This is a genomic window from Bartonella sp. SL320 (assembly GCF_059687635.1).
The window spans coordinates 1940096-1958586 of sequence record NZ_CM185143.1 but is presented as its reverse complement, the minus strand read 5'-3'; the positions used below and the strand labels follow the sequence as shown (position 1 = coordinate 1958586).

Annotated in this window: 9 protein-coding genes and 1 tRNA gene; 5 read left to right on the top strand and 5 right to left on the bottom strand. The window is 37.8% G+C overall.

The features are described from left to right. The first annotated feature begins 381 nt into the window (after positions 1–381). Together ptsP and AC6ER8_RS07735 are read left to right on the top strand one after the other, a co-directional pair. Complete coding sequence (gene ptsP / locus AC6ER8_RS07740; RefSeq protein WP_497078181.1) at positions 382–2916, top strand: phosphoenolpyruvate--protein phosphotransferase; 2535 nt, start codon at positions 382–384, stop codon at positions 2914–2916. A gap of 688 nt (positions 2917–3604) precedes the next feature. Next, a tRNA-Ser gene (locus tag AC6ER8_RS07735) sits at positions 3605–3693 on the top strand. Between the two features lie 141 nt (positions 3694–3834). Here the strand turns inward: AC6ER8_RS07735 and AC6ER8_RS07730 are convergent. The 3 genes from AC6ER8_RS07730 to AC6ER8_RS07720 form a co-directional block, all read right to left on the bottom strand. Next, positions 3835–5040: an ATP-grasp domain-containing protein gene (locus AC6ER8_RS07730; RefSeq protein ID WP_497078179.1), complete on the bottom strand. Its 1206-nt coding sequence runs from the start codon at positions 5038–5040 to the stop codon at positions 3835–3837. Continuing rightward, a complete protein-coding gene (locus AC6ER8_RS07725) occupies positions 5037–6251 on the bottom strand; it encodes an MFS transporter (protein WP_497078177.1) in 1215 nt (404 codons plus the stop codon). The genes AC6ER8_RS07730 and AC6ER8_RS07725 overlap by 4 nt, the downstream gene beginning before the upstream one ends. A gap of 546 nt (positions 6252–6797) precedes the next feature. Then, positions 6798–7574, bottom strand: coding sequence for a class I SAM-dependent methyltransferase (locus AC6ER8_RS07720; RefSeq protein WP_497078175.1), 777 nt, complete (start codon positions 7572–7574; stop codon positions 6798–6800). 643 nt (positions 7575–8217) lie between these two features. On the opposite strand from AC6ER8_RS07720, the gene AC6ER8_RS07715 reads away from it, so the two are divergent. Beyond that, positions 8218–9429 carry an MFS transporter gene (locus AC6ER8_RS07715; protein ID WP_497078173.1) on the top strand — a complete coding sequence of 404 codons (1212 nt, stop codon included), beginning with the start codon at positions 8218–8220 and terminating at the stop codon, positions 9427–9429. 323 nt (positions 9430–9752) lie between these two features. On the opposite strand, the gene AC6ER8_RS07710 is transcribed toward AC6ER8_RS07715, so the two are convergent. Both AC6ER8_RS07710 and AC6ER8_RS07705 read right to left on the bottom strand, forming a co-directional pair. Then, positions 9753–10022 (bottom strand): hypothetical protein, encoded by a 270-nt coding sequence (locus tag AC6ER8_RS07710; protein ID WP_497078171.1) that lies wholly within the window; start codon positions 10020–10022, stop codon positions 9753–9755. Then, positions 10003–10608, bottom strand: coding sequence for a hypothetical protein (locus AC6ER8_RS07705; RefSeq protein ID WP_497078169.1), 606 nt, complete (start codon positions 10606–10608; stop codon positions 10003–10005). The genes AC6ER8_RS07710 and AC6ER8_RS07705 overlap by 20 nt, the downstream gene beginning before the upstream one ends. A gap of 357 nt (positions 10609–10965) precedes the next feature. On the opposite strand from AC6ER8_RS07705, the gene AC6ER8_RS07700 reads away from it, so the two are divergent. Further along, positions 10966–11466, top strand: coding sequence for a helix-turn-helix domain-containing protein (locus tag AC6ER8_RS07700; RefSeq protein WP_497078168.1), 501 nt, complete (start codon positions 10966–10968; stop codon positions 11464–11466). Positions 11467–12574: 1108 nt separating this feature from the next. Next, on the top strand, positions 12575–18445 hold the full coding sequence (locus tag AC6ER8_RS07695) for a Vomp family autotransporter (protein ID WP_497078166.1): 5871 nt from the start codon (positions 12575–12577) through the stop codon (positions 18443–18445). Positions 18446–18491: the final 46 nt, after the last annotated feature.

Sequence of the window (18491 nt, the reverse complement as noted above, 5' to 3'; positions counted from 1 at the left end):
GAAGTTACAAATGATAGGGGAGGATGCTTTCGAGGGAATAATAACAAGTTATGTTGAATAATTTGAGATAATGAAAGTGTTTTTAAAACATAGTTTTTTAGTTGATTGGTTTTGTTTAAGTGATTGGGGCTGCAAAATCGAGGGTTTAGCTTCGTAAGGTAAAGGGGCAGACTCACTTATGATCGTTTTAAGCAACCTGCAGAGTGGTGATATTCAATTGTTTTATAGGTTATATTAAGGTATTTAAGCACCTGACTTGGCACTATTCCGTAAAATAAAAGAGATCTTTCATGTTGTTTATAGCTTGTATTTTTGAAAAATCAGCTCTGAAAAGAAATTTATCAGAGATATTCGTGTTCAGATGTGAGGCGGTTTGAATTCATGATGAGATATGAGAAAGCAGAAGCAATGACTGTAGATTTTATAGAGAGTGAAATCTTGTCTATAAGATCTGTACAACTTGCAGCTGCTTTTGATCATAAAAATGATGCGATATCAGCTGCTGCTGAATTGCTTGTGCAGGTTGGTGCTGTTGATAAATATTATCTATCAAGCATGCTTGCACGTGAAGAAATAACCAATACTTGGCTTGGGAATGGTATAGCTATTCCTCATGGCATGGTTGAAAATAGTGATTTGATTATCAAGGATGCTGTTGCTGTTATACAAGTTCCTGATGGTGTTGAGTGGCAGGATGGAAAGAAAGCATATTTGGTTATTGCCATTGCAGCGTGTCCAGATCGCTATAGAGAAATTTGCAAAAAGTTGACATCTCTTTTGTTTGATAAAAAACAGCTTGAAGTACTTGCAACCACTACGGACAAACAGCAAATTGTTACAACTCTGTTTAATCAAGATATGAAGATAGAAAAAACAGTGATTGGTGATCTTTCGGTGCGTCAGGAATGGACTTTAGATTATCCAAGTGGTCTTCATGCACGCCCCGCTTCTCTCTGGGTTGATTTTGCAAAAAAGGTTCAGAATTCTATCAGAGTTCGTCATGGTCAATATGCCGTTGAAATGAAAAATTTAGTTGGTTTATTGCAATTAGGAGTAAAAACCGGAGATGTTTTGATTTTCTCTACAGATGCTGAAGATGGAGCACAGCTTCTCAATGAAGCCATTGCGATTGCGAAAAAAGTGAGTATTAGTGAACAATGTGTCATGAGAGAAACAGAATCTCAAATAAAGACTTTGCATGGTTGGTATCCAAGCTCTCTGCAAAAAGGCATTTCTGGTGTTGGAGCAAGTTCAGGGTTAGCGTTTGGTAAAATTTTTGTTTTAAAGCAAAATGATATTTCCATAATAGATCAGCCAATTGATTTTGCAGTTGGTGCTGCCTGTCTTGAGAATGCTCTTACAAAAACAAAACATAAAATGGCATCTGTGATTTCTGATATTACAGTGCGTATGGGAGAAGATTCTGCGGCGATTTTTTCTGCGCAAATGGTTTTGCTTGAAGATGAAAATCTCATAGCTCAAGCTTGTCGTTTTATCGCAGAAGGTCATGGTGTTGCTTGGTCTTGGGATAGAGCGGTTCGGCAGTTTTCAGATATGTTTTCTAAGGTAGATAATCCTTTGTTAGCAGCACGCGCTATTAATTTAGTTGATGTTGGTCGTCGTGTTTTAGGGGAAATAAATCCATCTTATAGAACATTCTTTTTAGATGACATTCCAAGTGATGTTATTCTGGTTACAAACGATCTTTCTCCTTCTGATGTTGCACAACTTGATTGTACAAAAGTAAAAGGATTAGCAACGGCATGGGGAGGACCACTTTCTCATACAGCTATTTTGGCACGTACTCTTAATATTCCCATGGTTGTTGCTGCAGGTGATGATATTTTAGCGGTTCAGTCTGGTATTCAGGCTATTATTGATGGCGATAACGGGTTCATTTATCTTGATCCTACGCTTGAAGATGTTGAAGATGCTCAAAGGCATCTTGATACTGTTGCACAAAAACGTGTTAGTGAGATAAGCGCGTTTAGAACGCCAGTGCAAACGACAGATGGTCAAAGAATTCGTATTATGGCTAATGTCAATCATGCAACTCAGGTTCCTGTTGCGCTTGATTTGGGAGCTGAAGGTGTGGGGCTCATGCGCACAGAATTTTTATTTTTAGATAATCCACATATTCCAGATGAGGAGGTCCAATTTGATATATACCGAGCGATGATTGCAGCTGTAGGAGATAAGCCATTAATTATTCGTGCGCTCGATATTGGTGGAGATAAACAAGTTACGCATTTACATTTATCGAAAGAAGACAATCCTTTTTTAGGTGTCCGAGGAACTCGGCTTTTGTTACGTCGGCGTGATCTTTTAGTGCCTCAACTACGTGCTTTGTACAGAGCTGCAAAAGAAGGGGGAGATCTATGGATTGTATTTCCAATGGTGATGTCTGTTTCAGAGATTGTTGCTATAAAAAAGATTGCAGAAGAAATACGTAATGATATTGATGCACCAAAATTAAAACTTGGTATTATGATTGAAGTTCCAGCTGCGGCCATTATGGCAGATATGTTGGGTGCTCATGTTGATTTTTTCTCAATTGGAACCAATGATTTAACACAGTATACAATGGCTGTTGATCGGCAAAATCCATACCTTGTGTCTGATGTTGATAGCCTTGATCCAGCAGTTTTACGTCTGATTTATCAGACTATTCAGGGAGCAGCGCAGCATGAGTGTTGGGTTGGTGTATGCGGTGGTATGGCTGGAGATCCTTTTGGTGCGATGATTTTGACTGGATTAGGAATTAAGGAGCTCTCTATGATATCGTGCGATATTTCTCCAGTAAAGGCGTGTTTGCAGGCTCATAGTTTTGAAGATATGAAAGTTTTAGCACAAAAAGCACTACAATGTGAAACAGCACGAGCTGTACGCGCTCTAAGCAAAGATATCCGGTGGTAAAGAATGTAAAGAGGAAAGAACGCGCTCATTGTGACAAGTTATGGGACCTTTAGTACCTTAGGACTATTGTCTTTTAGAGCTATTATAGGAAACATAATTAATTTATAATTGATAAATCATCATTTTAAAGATTTTCTCATTTTATACTTTCTTTATCTTAAATGCATAAAAATCATTTTCTTATTCTTTATGTAAAGTATTTTTCCCACATTCCATTCCCGCTCATGGTGTACAAGTACATGATTTTAATGCATTCAATATGAAAGGGGAGGTGAAGGGAAAAATTTACGCTATTTGAGGATCTCATTTTAAGAGTGCAATTTTAATGAGAAATATAATAGATTCATATCGTTATTGTTGTATTTTATTGTTGGGTCAATCAATGTTGATAGGCGAGAGATGTTTAATTATTTCCTTGTGAAGAAAACATAAACCGTATGCCAACTTTAAGGGCAGTGTTTTTTTGATAAAGTAGAAAGTATATCAGTTAGCATGAAAGTTTATGATACAACCTTTTTACTCCTATTATTAGACCTATCCACGGAAAAAGTTTTTTAAAAAAAGACAGGATATGCTTGTTATTCAACACATATTAGCTCTTATTTAATCAATAAATTTGAATTTTGCATTTTGAATGTATAATTTAGGCTTGCACGTTATTTCTTTCTGGGTATAGTGCAAACCTTCTGGAGAGGTGGCCGAGTGGTTGAAGGCGCACGCCTGGAACGCGTGTATATGGGAAACCATATCGAGGGTTCGAATCCTCTCTCTCCGCCATTTACCATAAAATCAATGGGGTATATAAAAGTTAGGGGAATTTTTTTCTTTAATTTCGTTAATTTATTTATCTTATACTCCTAAATGAGTTTCCGTTATCTTGATAGCATGGTCTTATAAATTCAACATTTTTAGGCTTTTCTATAAAAAATGGCTACGAATGCTCCTTTCTAAAGCTGATAATTCATCATCACTCTGTCCCCAAATTGCTATAATAGCTGGGCAAGTATTTAAATCGGTGGTTAGGGGTAGAGGCTCGTTTTCTTTAAAAAAGAGCATAAAATGAACCACATTTTCCCAAGAATGAAGCTTTTGCTGCCATAGATTAACATCTTTTATGATATGCCCATCAATCTTATTGATAAGAAAGATAATACGTCCTTTTTTCTTAAAACGACTTGGGGTTTGCGAAAACTTTCCCGCAATAAGGTTAACGGAGCTTTCAAGTAAATCATCTTCATAGCAATGTGCAAACAAAGTGGGAGCAATCCCTCCGTGAAGGCGGGCTCCTACTTCAATCATCACTGGACCGCGAGCGGTTTGCATGATTTCCATATGGGCGGGTCCATATTCAATTCCCACCGCGTGAATACACTGTTTTGCATAAGAGATAAGAGGGGCATAAAGGGGATCTTGAGCATCAAGCACATCAAGCGATTCATAAACAAAGGCACTTCTATTATGCATACCCTTTTTATATCGTGATAAAGCGCATATCTTTATAGCTTCTCCCTTTACAACGGCATCTACGATATATTCCTCTCCCTCCAATCTTTCTTGGAGCAAATAAACCTCGTTAGGTTTGCCAAAAACATTTTTCTGCGTCCAGTCAATTTCAGAGACCCACGTTGCCACTTCCTCACGGCTAGAGAAAAATAAAACACCATCACTTCCAGCAGAATCGTTTGGCTTTACCACATAGCCACTGAAGCTTTCAAAATCATCAAGAGCACAATCACCTTCTGTAAGAATTTTTGATCGAATATAGGATAAACCTTTTTCACAAAGACGCTTTTGCATTGCGGCCTTTTTCCGCCGCCAATCGGTGGTCAAGGGATTATTTCCAGGACAACCATAGTAAGCAGCCAATTGTTCTGCACAATAAATACTGACCTCAGCACCTGCTATCACAGCTTCTATTGTGCCGATAGGAAAGCGTTGCTTTATCTCATCGACGCTATGAAGTTTTGTTTCTGCCATGCCTTCTCCCTGATAAGAAAGCATATAGTGTGAAAAAGGTGCTGGTTGAGAGACAACGCCGTAACAGGTATAGCCTAATTTTTGTAAGGCAGGGGCATAGAGGGCACCTGTGGAGAAAGGGTCGACAATAAGAATAGTTTTGCTCATATTTGGGCCTGCTGTGATGAAAGAAAAAGAACATAAATAAAGATTATCAGCCCGATAAGGGGAAGAAGGTAAATGGCTGCTTGAGGCCCCATAAGGACAGAGCTTGTAAGAAGACCAAGAATAACATAACCCGCCGATTGAGAGAGCGTATAAAGCATGCCACTATAGCTTCCCACCAGCTCTGCTTGAGTTTCTGTTTTTGTTGCTTCAATCATATGTTTGCGGGCGTTAATCCGCATGGTATTCATTGAAAAGCCAATAAAAAAGCAAAAAACCATAGCCAAATAAGGCAATTGTGTGGTGCTGAAAATAAGATCAGCCAAACCCAATATGAGGGCTGGAAAAATGAATTCAAAGCGCGGGATTTTGATAAAAGCAGCCAGAAAAGCGCCTACACCTGCAACCGCGCTGCACAGGCCATAATATTCAGAACCAAAATTTTTCACACTCTGAAAAAGAATGGTTGCCAGTGTATTATAGGCGCAAATGTGAAAGCCAATAAGGCCTATGCAAACACATAAAAGTTTAAGCTCTAGAGAAAGCCTCTCTGCTTGCGGTATAAGCGTTGGTTTTTTATCGGTGATAGGAGACAAGCCATTCGTCGTGCACTCGGCACTATATTCATCGCGAAAGATAACATATCCGGCCACAAGGCTTACGATAATGTCAAACACACAAATGGCTGCAATCAAACCATTATAGCCGATTTCAGGGGCTATTCCTCGTGGGCTGGTGGCTTCTAAGAGATAGCCGCTCAGTGCTGCCCCCAAAAAGGCGCCAATCTGCACCACTGTTTGCATAATGCGAGAAGCCTTTTGGGCACTAATATAACCACTAAGCGCGAGTTTCGTATTATAAGTTTCCAGCGTACTTAAGGTGATCAAAGAGAGATAACCGATCGAGATAGAGACCACAATAAAACCCAAAGGAGAGTCGACATAATGAAAAAGAGAAATCAATAAAAGAAGGCTATAGATGACAATCCGCCTTTTGTATAAATCTCCCAATTGCAGTGAGGCTTTAATATGCACTAGGCCACTTTTTTTCAAAAGAGTGGGTGTAAGGGTTCCCAAAGCCATGGTTATCCCTAGAAAAACCGATGAAGATGTTATGCGATAAGCATTCCAAAGGTTACTTAAGAAGAGCACCATATCAGAAAGATAGAGCAAGACAACAAGCCCATAAAACCGAAACATTAGCTGTTTACGCATATCATTCCCCCCATGTTCACATCTTTAAAAATATGCAATAGTGTAATTAGTCTATAACGTCCATAAACAGTTAGTACACCTATGACTAGAGAGGTCAAGTTTTTTGATAGGGGCATGATATAAAGTTGAACGTTGATATTGACTGTAATGCTAGCGCATTCTTAAGAAGTGTGAGTGAGAGGGGACGACGATGAGTATTTTTGCTGGGTCTTTTGTCGGGGCATTTGGCTGATAAAGGCTTAACTTTGATTGATAATGAGCACAACTATGTTTGAGAGTTATCTTTTGTGTTCTCAAGGCTGACACTGTTGAGTTTAAGATGAAGAGTTATTCTTGATCATTGCAGCGATGAGTTTGGATTTTAAGCTGGCAATAATCCTGCATTATAAGGCAGAAATTATTTTATGGTCTCAAATTGAGGTGCCTTAATACAACTTTGGGTAGTTTTATGCAGCTAATTATACAGCCAATTTGGGTGGCATGGCTTCATTTCTTGAGGGGATCATAATGCGTTGCAAGGTAACGGGGAGAACTATAGGTGTAAGATTATTTTGTATAGATGTAGAGTTCACTGCGATATAAAAGTTCCAAATTTCCTTGCACTTCATATTGTTTTATCAGTTTAACCAATTCCTGCAAATATTCTTCTCCATGGTTGGCAATGGCGCGTTGCGCTTGCGTTGAAGAGCGGCTCATGCCTATAAAAGCTTCGGAGGGGATCGTCATCGTCCAATTGTGTATATGTAAAGCAACATTTTCTGGATTGACATCAAGACCATCACGCATTTCCTGTAAAAAGTCAAAATGACGATAATAACGAGAATAGTGAGGGCTCATCTCTTCTAATAATGTTTCATAAGCAGCGAGAAATTGACTATTTTGAAAATCGCGATTGTTTTGAATAACCGCCATAACGCCTCCAGAGCGAAGCTGGTTTGAGACAGTGTTCAGCAACAAAGGGCGATCCATCCACTGAAACGCTTGTGCCGCAACAACAAGATCAACCTTGCCGATTTGGGGCAAGAGACTTTCGGCTTTACCGTGATACCACTTCACAAAAGGAAATTTTCTTTGACCCTGCTTAATCATATCTTCTGATATATCAATCGCATGATATTGATGTTCATTGCCTAGAAGTTCAACAATTCCCTCTAATGCGATGCCCGTTCCTGCTCCTACATCCACGATGGACAAATGTTTTTTGTCTTTAAAAGGAAGCAGCATGGTTTTAAATAAGTTGAGGGGATAGCGTGGACGATAGCGATCATAATCATCAGCTAGTCCATCAAATTTTTCATTTTGCGGTTGAATAGTTTGTAGCATGTAGTGCGGTCCCCCTCACGAATTGTGCTGTGCATAAAGAAGCTCTCCTTGCATAAAGAAACTCTCCTTTGTCCATTATGTCAAGTATAAATCTTAAAAGAAAGTTGCATGGGAATTATTTTGGGCCCTTTCTATAGAGCTAATATGAACATTCTTTTCTGCTTCAAATGATGTATTTTGAAAGCCTATTTTTTTGCGTAAACCACTGATGAGGTTCCATATATCTCTCTAAAAATCTGTCTCATTTCTGATGCGATTATCTCTGGAATACCTTTTATGGGCATCAAATTTATAACCTGCTTGCGGGAATGATCAATCTTAAATACCCCATCGTGAAAATGAGATCCCCTATTCGCTTTGTAGTCATTACAGTTAAAATAATTAATTTCAGTACTACTGTGTTCCGTCTATGGTGCCAATGTAACGCGCAATGAGAGTAAAAATATTTATGAATCTTCAGTATGTTAAGATTATCATCATATGATGCCTAGAATATTTTCTTTTCATAAAAAAATGAATCAGGCTCTAACAAAATGAGGAATTTTGTTTCTTTAAATTTAATGAACGAGAATAAAGCGCTTAATATATATTTAAAATGTGATTATACTGCATACTCAATAATGTATGTATGAGGGAATAATTTATGTTCATTGCAAATTTGAAAGAACGCGCTGCTTTATTCGAGAATAGAACTTTCCTCTATTTCACCTTAAGTGGTTTGTTTGCTACATTTGGAAATGGGCTAAATTATATCGCATTGTCATGGCTTGCCTACCATCAGACAAGTTCAATTCGTGGTGTCGCGTTGATGATGTTTTTTCTCTGGATGCCTAGTATTATTTTTGCACCTATTTTTGGCATATTAGCAGATAAATATAACCGTAAAGCGCAGATTATAATTTCAAATCTTGTCAGAGGCTTGGTGATTGTGGGGTGGAGTATACTTGGGCAATTAGGCATAGAAATTGATTTGATGATTTTATCTGCTCTATTGGGTATTTTTATCTCTTTTTATATGCCATCAGCGGTTCCTTTAATCCAAAGCATTGTTCCTAAAAAACAGCTCATCAATGCAAATGCAACCATCGACATGGTTTATGAACTTGGTACGATCATTGGTATGGGCTTGAGTGGCTTTATACTTGTCTATGTAGGAATAAAAGGAGCACTTCTGATAGGCGGTATATTTTTTGTTATTGCAGGTTTATTTAATTTTGCAATGAAAGTACCTAAACCCCGAAGATCTAAAAGTCAAAGCAAGCAAAATTGGTGGAAAAATTACACAGCGTCCCTTCATTATCTTAAGCAGAATCCAGTTCTTTTTATGCCTTATATAAACCAGATGATTATTATGACGCTGTTGATGACCATCCCTGTTATTCTGGTGCCTTATACACAAGAGGTCTTAAACGCAGATAGCAGGACCTTTGCAATATTTGAGGTGCTTTATTCTATGGGTGTCGTGACAGGTGCGTTTTTTTCACCACTTCTTTGTAAAGTTTTATCCATAAGGAAAACGTTGGCATTTTTACTAGCTTTCATGGCTATTGGGCTTATCATTCTGTCTGTTAATACACACACTTTTGTTGTTTTTCCTGTTTACTTTATAATTGGATTTGGACTTTCGAGTTGGGCTCTTTCGATTTCTTTATCGCAACTCTCTTGTGATCCCCAATACCAAGGAAGATTGCAGGCAAGTTTTAATGGTTTGTCTGGATGCTTTATCCTTGGAGTCTATCTCATTATGGCAATCGATAGCAGGAGCATATCCCCTCAATTGATATATTTTCTTCAAAGCATTGTTGCGTTTGTTGGAATATTGATCGTGTTGTTTTATAAACATGAAAAACAATAAATTACATTGAAGTTGATTAAAACTATACCAAACATTGACGAGCGGCATATTTCATATTTTGCTAAAGGATAGGTGAGAAAATACGAAAATGTTGCTCTGCCCTTAATGAAAAAGCATAGATTTATAAAGCATAAACTTATGTTGTTATAAAATAACAATGATTTTTTATGATAACCGAAAAGGGCTTATGCGTTTTAATTCATTGCATTTTTGTAAAGAGGCAAAGACACAACACTTTAAAGCTTCTTAGCAATTTTTTAGTTTAAGTAGAGCAGACAATAAAGTGATCAGACAATCTCTCATCGTACGGAAAGATTATTACATTATTTTTGTTTTTCACAATCCATATGAAAAATTGTATCAATTTCATCCTCGTTGGAATGAGCATTTCTGCGACGATGCAAGGTTTGAACAATCTCTTTTTTTAAAAGCGCATCTGTTTCACTTAAACGGAGAATACTGAGTTCCAATTCAAGAGATAAAGCTAAATCCACACATAATTTAAGCTCTTCTCCAATGTCTAAACCACGTTTATAGTTGTCATAAAGACCAACCAGTGTATCAGATAATTCTTTATCGCATAAAGAGGCCATGCTCACTCCTCCACGTTGCGGTTTTCTGTGCAGCTTTGGCATATTTAAGTATTACTCTACGATTATTACTCAAAATTGCCATGTATACGGACCTCATGGTTTTTTTAATTTTCTGCAAAATACGCGCTTTTAAATCAATGCCTATTAAAAATGTTATCACTTCAAGATTTTGAAGCGCCCAATTGTAAATAGGGATGACAATGCGCTTACTATAGAACTTATAGCATTTAAAACACATTGCCAAAAGGTTTTTAATTTTCGTAGAGAAAGCGTATTTTGACGGTAAAACAAATACCCTGAAATTTTTATTGCAAATTACAACTAAAACAATGCCATTAATGTCTAGAATAAGCCAGCATGGTTTAACGTTCAGCTTCTTAAGAAGGCATGATAATCTCATTTTTTGTAAATGTGCAATTATTTTTCCTCTTTTATATTGATTTTTAGACATTGATAAACCTTTTATCTTATAAAACTGTGAGAGAGATGTATTTACATATTTTTGTAATAAGATTTCAGTGGTATATTGCACAACACGCAATGAAAAAACGTATTGGATTTTTACTGTTCTAAAATCTAAAAACATATGACGGCACTTTCTGAGAGAGCAGATGATAGAACTTCGCTCGATGAGTGTGCAATTGGCAAATATCATTTTTTCATGAGAGGATACTTAAATGTTTTTGACACTGGAGGTCGGTATTTGGTAAAATTCCACGCGTTTTGCCTAGGGTGTATGAGAATGGGGCTTGGCAAAATACTATGGTGATTGCTCTTTTTGTGTGATTGTCATAAATTTCGCTCCTGCAAACGGATGCTGCAACATCCGTTTTTTGTGGGGTTATGTTATGTAATATCTACCCAATATAACGGGTAGTAATAATAGGTATATAGCCTAAATAGGCTTTTGTAAATACCCAAATAGGCATTTGGAGTAATTTTTTTGGCACGTCCTGAAAAAGAACCTAAAACCGAATTAGCAAAACGGCTACGAAAAGTAAGAAGCTCTCTTGGTTTCAAGGAACGCAAACAATTTGCTGAACACTTTGATATTCCCGAAACAACTATGCGCAATTATGAAACGGGATTGCGAGAGCCTCCTGCATCTATACTGCGGATATATAAAAATCGTTGTGGGATATCTTTAGATTGGCTCGTTACGGGTGAAGGTGAAATGTTTACAGATGCGGCAAAAGCAGTTGCTTTCAAACCGCAAGCAATTCCTGTTGGGTTGATGAAAAAGCTTGGGCATTTAGCTTATACAACGTATCATGATGCAAAAATAGATATACCTCCTGAAGATATCGCAGAATTTGCAGGAGAGCTTTACGGAAAACTGCAAGAGTTTATTCAAAATCTCAATGATATAGAAGAAGTCGAAGCAACTTTTCCGCTTTTAAAACTTCATTTAAAGCGTAAAATCGAAGGTGAGAAAGCGCCTTAAGTCACGTCACAAGATACAAATGAACAGCTCTTTTAAAAAATAGAATTTTTTGATTTTCTACTGTATGAATAGGTCTGAAATAGGAAAAGTATACGGTTTTCGGCTCGTTTATTCACCATAAAAGAAATCATCATTATAAATCAAGATATTGCTCTAATACCGATAAAACCGTTCATAAAAAGAATGACGGTTGATGATACAAATAGAAAATTATTTAAAAAGAAGCTGGCACCATTAATATTTGTTGGTGAAGAAAAAATACCGACAATATTAAAAATATTATGCGTTATATGAGGGAAAAAAGTTTAGAAAACAGCTTCTTTTCGGTTTGTGATGTTTTAAAAATTATATAACAGTAAAAATACAATGACGATGTTTGGTGCCTCTATAAAACAAGCAAGCGGATATAAAACCTAATGGTGTTCTTTTCTTCGTGAGGGCATACCCCTGTGAAGGTAATAGCTCAGAAGAGAAAGGAACGAAAGATCATTTTAGTGCACTTTTATCCTTTGACGAAGATGATTAAGTGAGCACGTGGACATTAAAAGTTGCTCATTATATTAAGAAAATTTCCTTATCAAAAGACATACATAATACATTGAGACAAATAACCTTGTATAGTAAGGAGAGAGCTTATGATGATCATAAGCTATGAGATTATACGATAAGTTAAAAAACATCATAAGTTAATTCTTATAAGAAAAGCTATTTTATTAAAAAGTATTTTTACAAATTGACAAAAAATTATTTTTACACTCTTGCCATTTTGCTGCTGCGCTTTATTTGAAAAGTAGAATTGCTCTTTAGTGAAACTATTTTTGTTAAGAGATAAATCGCAGTATTTTTGAATGGAGATAACGGTATATTTTCAAAGTTTTGTGTTTTTATTTATTTTTTAGCTTGAATCCCTCTGGCTAAAAGGGTTGGGGACTTTTCTAGATTCGATGTTGTTACAGAGATTTTAGGCTGATGCTGCATGAATAGCGGTATCAGAGGGGGGAGGGTTTTGTTTTGATTTATTGGTTTTTTTGATGTGCGCAAACCAAGCGTTTTGCCATGAGTGTTTTTGCGCGTTGTGATGATGTTGAACTCTGTTGGAGGGGTCCTTATGAAAAAAAAATATTCCACACCAAATTTAATTAAAGCTGTCTCAGTTAGTGCTGCGATGGCCACACTTTTATCAAGTGTTTCCCCTGTCTTTGCTGCGAATCTCGCAATAAGGGGATCACTTGTTCAGAGTACAACTGGTACCGATGTTATATATCCGTATGGTAGTCATGGCAGTATTGTCTTTGCTGGTGATGATGATTACTGTGGTGTAGATAACGTCATTGGTCGTGGTGGTAAGCAACAGCAAGCGATTACTGATAATCAACGAATAACTGCACAAGAACAATATGACAGATTTATCGAGGGCTATTCTGCTCCTAACGGAAGTAACCCCTACGGTACAACTACTGAGAAGGTTACTTGGACTGGAGATGGGAATCTGATCAATAAAGCTAGTTATATGGGACCAGTTGGTACTAAAGGTTTTGTAAACGCTATACCTGAAGCTTATGGTGTCTATTCTTTTGCAACGGGGTGTGGTTCTTCTGCAACGGGGAATTATTCAACGGCATTTGGTGCTGGCGCAACTGCAACAACTGGTGGATCACAAGCTTTTGGTGTTTCTGCACTAGCAAGTGGTAAAGCAACAGTTGCTATAGGTATAGGGTCAGAAGCATCGGGCCAATCTGCTGTTGCATTTGGTGGTCTTACAACGGCCTCTGGTAAAGAGAGCGTAGCTTTAGGTTTCAGAACAAAGGCAAGTAAGGAATATGCGATTGCTATAGGTACACGGGCTGAAGCGACAGCTTCAGGTGCTATTGCAATAGGTGGTAGCGAACCTGTGGAAGATGATGAACAAGAGAGATACGTACAGGCAAATGCTAAAGATGCGATTGCTATAGGCTCTTTTGCTCATGCTGAGATGGAAGATTCTGTTGCAATTGGTTCAAATGCACAGGTGCGTGTTAAAGATGGTGTTGCTATCGGTGGTGGCTCTGTTTCTCGTACGGGAAGGGGTGTTAAGGGTTATGATCCTACAGGTCAAGAGGCCACAAAAAATGGTATAGCATGGGTAAGCACAGCAGGAGCTTTTAGCGTTGGTGAAGTTGGTGGTAGCGACGACGATCAAGGTCAGTTAACGCGACAAATTACGGGTGTGGCTGCTGGTACTGAAGATACCGATGCAGTAAACGTAGCGCAGTTAAAAGCTATGAAAGATGTCATGGGAGGAGGAGGAACTTGGAAACTTTCTGCTAACGATACAGATCCTACAGATGTGAATTCAGGCGATACCGTGGATTTTTCAGTAAAAAATAGTAAAGTCGGAGAAGATAACTTAAGAATTGAAAAAAATAATGAAAACAATAAGCGGAAAATGCAATTTGCTTTAAGTGATAATCTTAAATTGATAAGTGTCACCACAGACAGAAGCTCTATGAGCGATGATGGCTTTATTATTGAAAATGGGCCAAGGATGATTATTGATGGCTTTTATGTTAATGATGAAACAGGCCCAAGTATGACTATAAATGGTATTGATGCTGACTCTAAAAAAATTACAAGAGTAGCAGATGCGACTGAAAATACTGATGCTGTAAATTATAAACAGCTGAAAGATGTAAAAACACTTGCAGAAAAAGGCTGGAAACTTTCTATTGATGGGAACAATGCTACAGATGTCAAAGTAGGCAGCACAGTAGATCTTGTTCCAGGAGCTGATGATAACAGTAAGAAAAATATTAAAATTGTCAAAAGTAATGGAAATAAAGTTACATTTACTTTGAAGAGTAATCTTGAGTTGACAAGCGTTACTGCAGGTAACAGCCTTATCAATGATGAAGGCTTTAAGTTTGTTGATGGTGATGGACCAAGCATAACTTTGAACGGTATTGAGGCTGGAAATAAAAAAATTACGCAAGTAGCTAAAGGGACCGATGACGCTGATGCGGTAAATTATAAACAGCTGAAAGATGTAAAGCAGATTGCAGAACAAGGCTGGAAGCTTTCTGTTGATGGGAACAGTGCTACAAATGTTGGAGCAGGAAGTAAAGTAGATCTTGTTGCTGCTGAAGGTAATGACGGGCACAAAAATATCAAAATTAAAAAAGACGATAAAAATAAAGTCACATTTGCTTTAAATGATACTCTTAAGTTGCAGAGTGTCACGACAGGCAACAGCATAATGAGTGATGAAGGCTTTACGTTTGTGGATGGGGGACCAAGCATAACTACCAATGGTATTGATGCGGGTAGTAAAAAAATTACAAATGTTGCAGCGGGAAATACAGATACCGATGCAGTGAATTATAAACAGCTGAAAGAGTTCACAGCAGGAATTGAAACGGGCTGGAAGCTTTCTGTTAATGGTGATCAAGCGACAGATGTTGGGGCAGGCAGTGCCGTAAAGTTTGTTGCCATTAAGCAGAAAGACGATGATAATAATGAGACTGAAAATACAAATATCAAAATTGTAAGAGGCGATAACAATGAAGTAAAGTTTGATTTAAGTGAATATATTAAAGTTGGTCGTGTAGAAACGGGGCTTAGCAGGATGAGTAATGCTGGTTTCATGATTCAGAATGGTCCAAACATGACCAAGGGTGGTATCTATGCTGCCAATACAAAAATTACAGGCGTACAAAAGGGGACTAATGAGAATGATGCTGTGAATGTTGCACAGTTGAATGAAATAAAAGACCAGATAACTGGCAATAGTCTTGTGAAATGGGAAGAAGAAGGAAAGCTTATCACTATTGGTAAGGAAAAAGGCGGCACAAAAATTGATATTACAAATAAATCAGGTGACGCTCGGACAATTTCTGGTGTGAAAGATGGGGCGGTACATGAAGGTTCAACTGAAGCTATAAATGGTTCCCAGCTATGGAAGACAAATGAGAGTGTTAAAGGTTTTGAAAAAGACATTGAGCATTTTCGTACGAGAGTTGATGCTATATCGGGTACGGTTACCGATGTTAGTAAGGAGGTTTATCAACTTTCTCAAGATGCTTTACTGTGGAGTGATACGGAGCAAGCGTTTGTTGCACGTCATGGAACAGGTGAACAGAAGACAGAGAGCAAGATTAAATTCCTTGCAAATGGTAAGATTTCTGAAGATTCGCATGATGCAATCAATGGTTCCCAAATTCATTCTATAGGCAGCGACATTGCACAATTCTTTGGTGGTAGTGCGGAATTTAATAACGGTGAATTCTCAGGACCAAGATATGTTTTATCTAATGTTTCTGCCAATGGTGATGTGGTTCAGAAAGAGCATACGGATGTTGGTTCTGCTTTGGCAGGGCTTGATGCGAATGTCAAAAATGTCAATAACCACATAAAATATGTAGACAATAAATTTGAAAAGTTCTCTCAAGATGCTTTACTGTGGGATGATGGGAAACAAGCATTTGCTGCACGTCATGGAGCAGATGGACGTAAAACAAACAGTAAAATTACTTCTCTTTTGGATGGTGAAATTTCTGAAGAGTCAACCGATGCTATAAATGGTTCCCAGCTTTATTCGATGGGCAATAAGATTGCGAATTATTTCGGCGGTGGCGCTCGTTATGAGAATGGGGAGTGGACAGAGCCTACTTTCAAGGTTTCTCAACGCGTTGAGAACGGTGATCTTGTTGAGAAAAAGTACCATAATGTTGCTAAGGCTTTTGAAGGAGTCGATAATTCTATCACGGATATCTATAATCAGATTAACAATGTGACAGAAAATAGTCTTGTTAAATGGGATGAGGACGAAAAGCTTATTACCATTGGTAAGGAAAAAGCTGGTACAAAGATCAGTATTGAAAACATGAATGGTGAGGAGCGTACAATTTCTGGTGTGAAAGATGGAAAACTCTCTCGAACATCGACGGAAGCAGTCAATGGTTCACAACTCTTTGAGACGAATGAGAAGGTTACCACTGTTACTAATAATCTTGAAAAGGTTGCCAAAAACACATCAAAATATTTTGGTGGCAGTACAGATGTACTTGAAGGCATAGAACCCACTTTCCTTATTCAGGGTACTACATATCATAATGTTACGGAAGCTTTCACGGGTGTGAATGTTTCTATAAATAAAATTGATAATAAGATTTCTGATTTGGAAAAAAATAGTCTTGTTAAATGGGATGAAGAACAGAAACTTATCACTATTGGTAAGGATAAAGCTGGTACTGAGATCAATATTGCCGGATATGCTGGTGTAGCACGTAAGATTTCTGGTGTTCAGGCAGCAGAAAATGATGATGAGGCTGTTAACAAAGGTCAGCTTGATAAAAGCATAGACAAAATTTCTAAAGATATTGAGATAGCAAGTGCTGCTGCGGTTCTTTATGATAAAAATGACGATAATAGCGTTAATTATGGGAGTGTGACTTTAGGTGGTGATAAGAACAACGGACCAGTTGCTCTTCATAATGTCAAAGATGGTCGCATTTCTGAAGATTCTCACGATGCCATTAATGGTAGCCAAATTAATAAAATATCAGCAGATATTGCAAAGTTTTTTGGTGGTGGTGCAAAATTTGTTGATGGTGCCTTTAAAGGTTTGAAATACACTTTATCTGCTATTGTCGATGGTCAGGTAGGGAAGGCTCATTATTATGATGTTGGTTCTGCTTTGAAAGGTCTTGATGGGAATGTTCAAGATGTAAATCAGCGCTTAACGAAGGTATCCAATGAGTTTAATCAGAAAATTGAAGGGATCTCAAAGGATGCTTTATTGTGGGATAATGATGAAGGAGCGTTTGTTGCACGTCATGAAAAAGATGGCAAGACAACAAACAGCAAGATTAAGTATCTCGCGGATGGTGACATTTCTAAAGATTCAATGGATGCGATTAATGGTAGCCAGCTTTATTCCATGAGCAACCAGCTTGCTGCTTATTTTGGTGGTGGTGCCAAATATGAGAATGGCAAATGGACAGCGCCTACTTTCAAGGTTGTTCAAGTTGACGCGAATGGTAAAACGATTAAAAATAGCTATAACACAGTTTCTGAGGCTTTTGATGGTATTAGCAACGGAATGTCAAATATTAATAATCGTATTGATGATGTCGTCAACAAGGTCGATTCAGAGGCTTTAAAGTGGAATGATAAAGAAAAAGCCTATGATGCTAAACGCGATGATAAGCCGAATAAAATTATCAATGTCGCTGATGGTAAAGTTGAAAAAGATTCGAAAGATGCGGTTAATGGTGGACAACTTTGGGAAACCAATGAACGTGTCACGGGTGTTGAAAAAGATGTTAAGCATCTTACCGACAGAGTTGATAATATCTCGGGCACAGTTACTGATATTGGTAAAACTGTTTACCATATTGAAAACAAAGTCGATAAGATTGATAACAAAGTTAACGACATTGCTGAGGATGCTGTTCGCTATGACAGAGATGAAAACGGCCAAAAGACCAATAAAATCACATTAGCGGGGGGGGATGCCAGTGAGCCTGTTGTGATTGATAATGTCGCTGATGGTAAAATTGAGAAAGGATCAAAAGAAGCTGTAAATGGTGGTCAACTCCATGATTACACCAAAGAACAGATGAAAATTGTTCTCGATGAATCAAAGCAGTATACGGATCAACGGATTAAGAATATTACGATTGATGCGATTGACGATGCTGTTGATAAATCCAAACAATATACAGATATGAAGTTTGACGTTTTAAACTACAGCATTGAGGGTGTGAAGAAGGAGGCAAGACAAGCAGCAGCTATTGGTCTAGCGGTGTCTAACTTACGCTACAATGATACTCCTGGAAAATTAAGCGTTGGATTGGGTGCAGGTTTATGGCGTAGTCAGTCAGCATTTGCCTTTGGTGCTGGTTACACCTCAGAAAATGGAAAATTCCGTTCTAATATATCTGCAACAACTTCTGGCGGTCATTGGGGTGTAGGTGCGGGATTCAATATGACATTGAATTGATAATCAACAAAACATATAAAAAATTCTTTTCACCCTTGTCTCATGA

Bases quoted from the DNA above. Each gene is read 5' to 3' on its own strand.
- AC6ER8_RS07710 (WP_497078171.1), bottom strand. From the start codon at position 10,022: ATGGCCTCTTTATGCGATAAAGAATTATCTGATACACTGGTTGGTCTT.
- AC6ER8_RS07720 (WP_497078175.1), bottom strand. From the start codon at position 7,574: ATGCTACAAACTATTCAACCGCAAAATGAAAAATTTGATGGACTAGCT.
- AC6ER8_RS07695 (WP_497078166.1), top strand. From the start codon at position 12,575: ATGAAAAAAAAATATTCCACACCAAATTTAATTAAAGCTGTCTCAGTT.
- ptsP (WP_497078181.1), top strand. From the start codon at position 382: ATGATGAGATATGAGAAAGCAGAAGCAATGACTGTAGATTTTATAGAG.
- AC6ER8_RS07705 (WP_497078169.1), bottom strand. From the start codon at position 10,608: ATGTTTTTAGATTTTAGAACAGTAAAAATCCAATACGTTTTTTCATTG.
- AC6ER8_RS07730 (WP_497078179.1), bottom strand. From the start codon at position 5,040: ATGAGCAAAACTATTCTTATTGTCGACCCTTTCTCCACAGGTGCCCTC.
- AC6ER8_RS07715 (WP_497078173.1), top strand. From the start codon at position 8,218: ATGTTCATTGCAAATTTGAAAGAACGCGCTGCTTTATTCGAGAATAGA.
- AC6ER8_RS07725 (WP_497078177.1), bottom strand. From the start codon at position 6,251: ATGCGTAAACAGCTAATGTTTCGGTTTTATGGGCTTGTTGTCTTGCTC.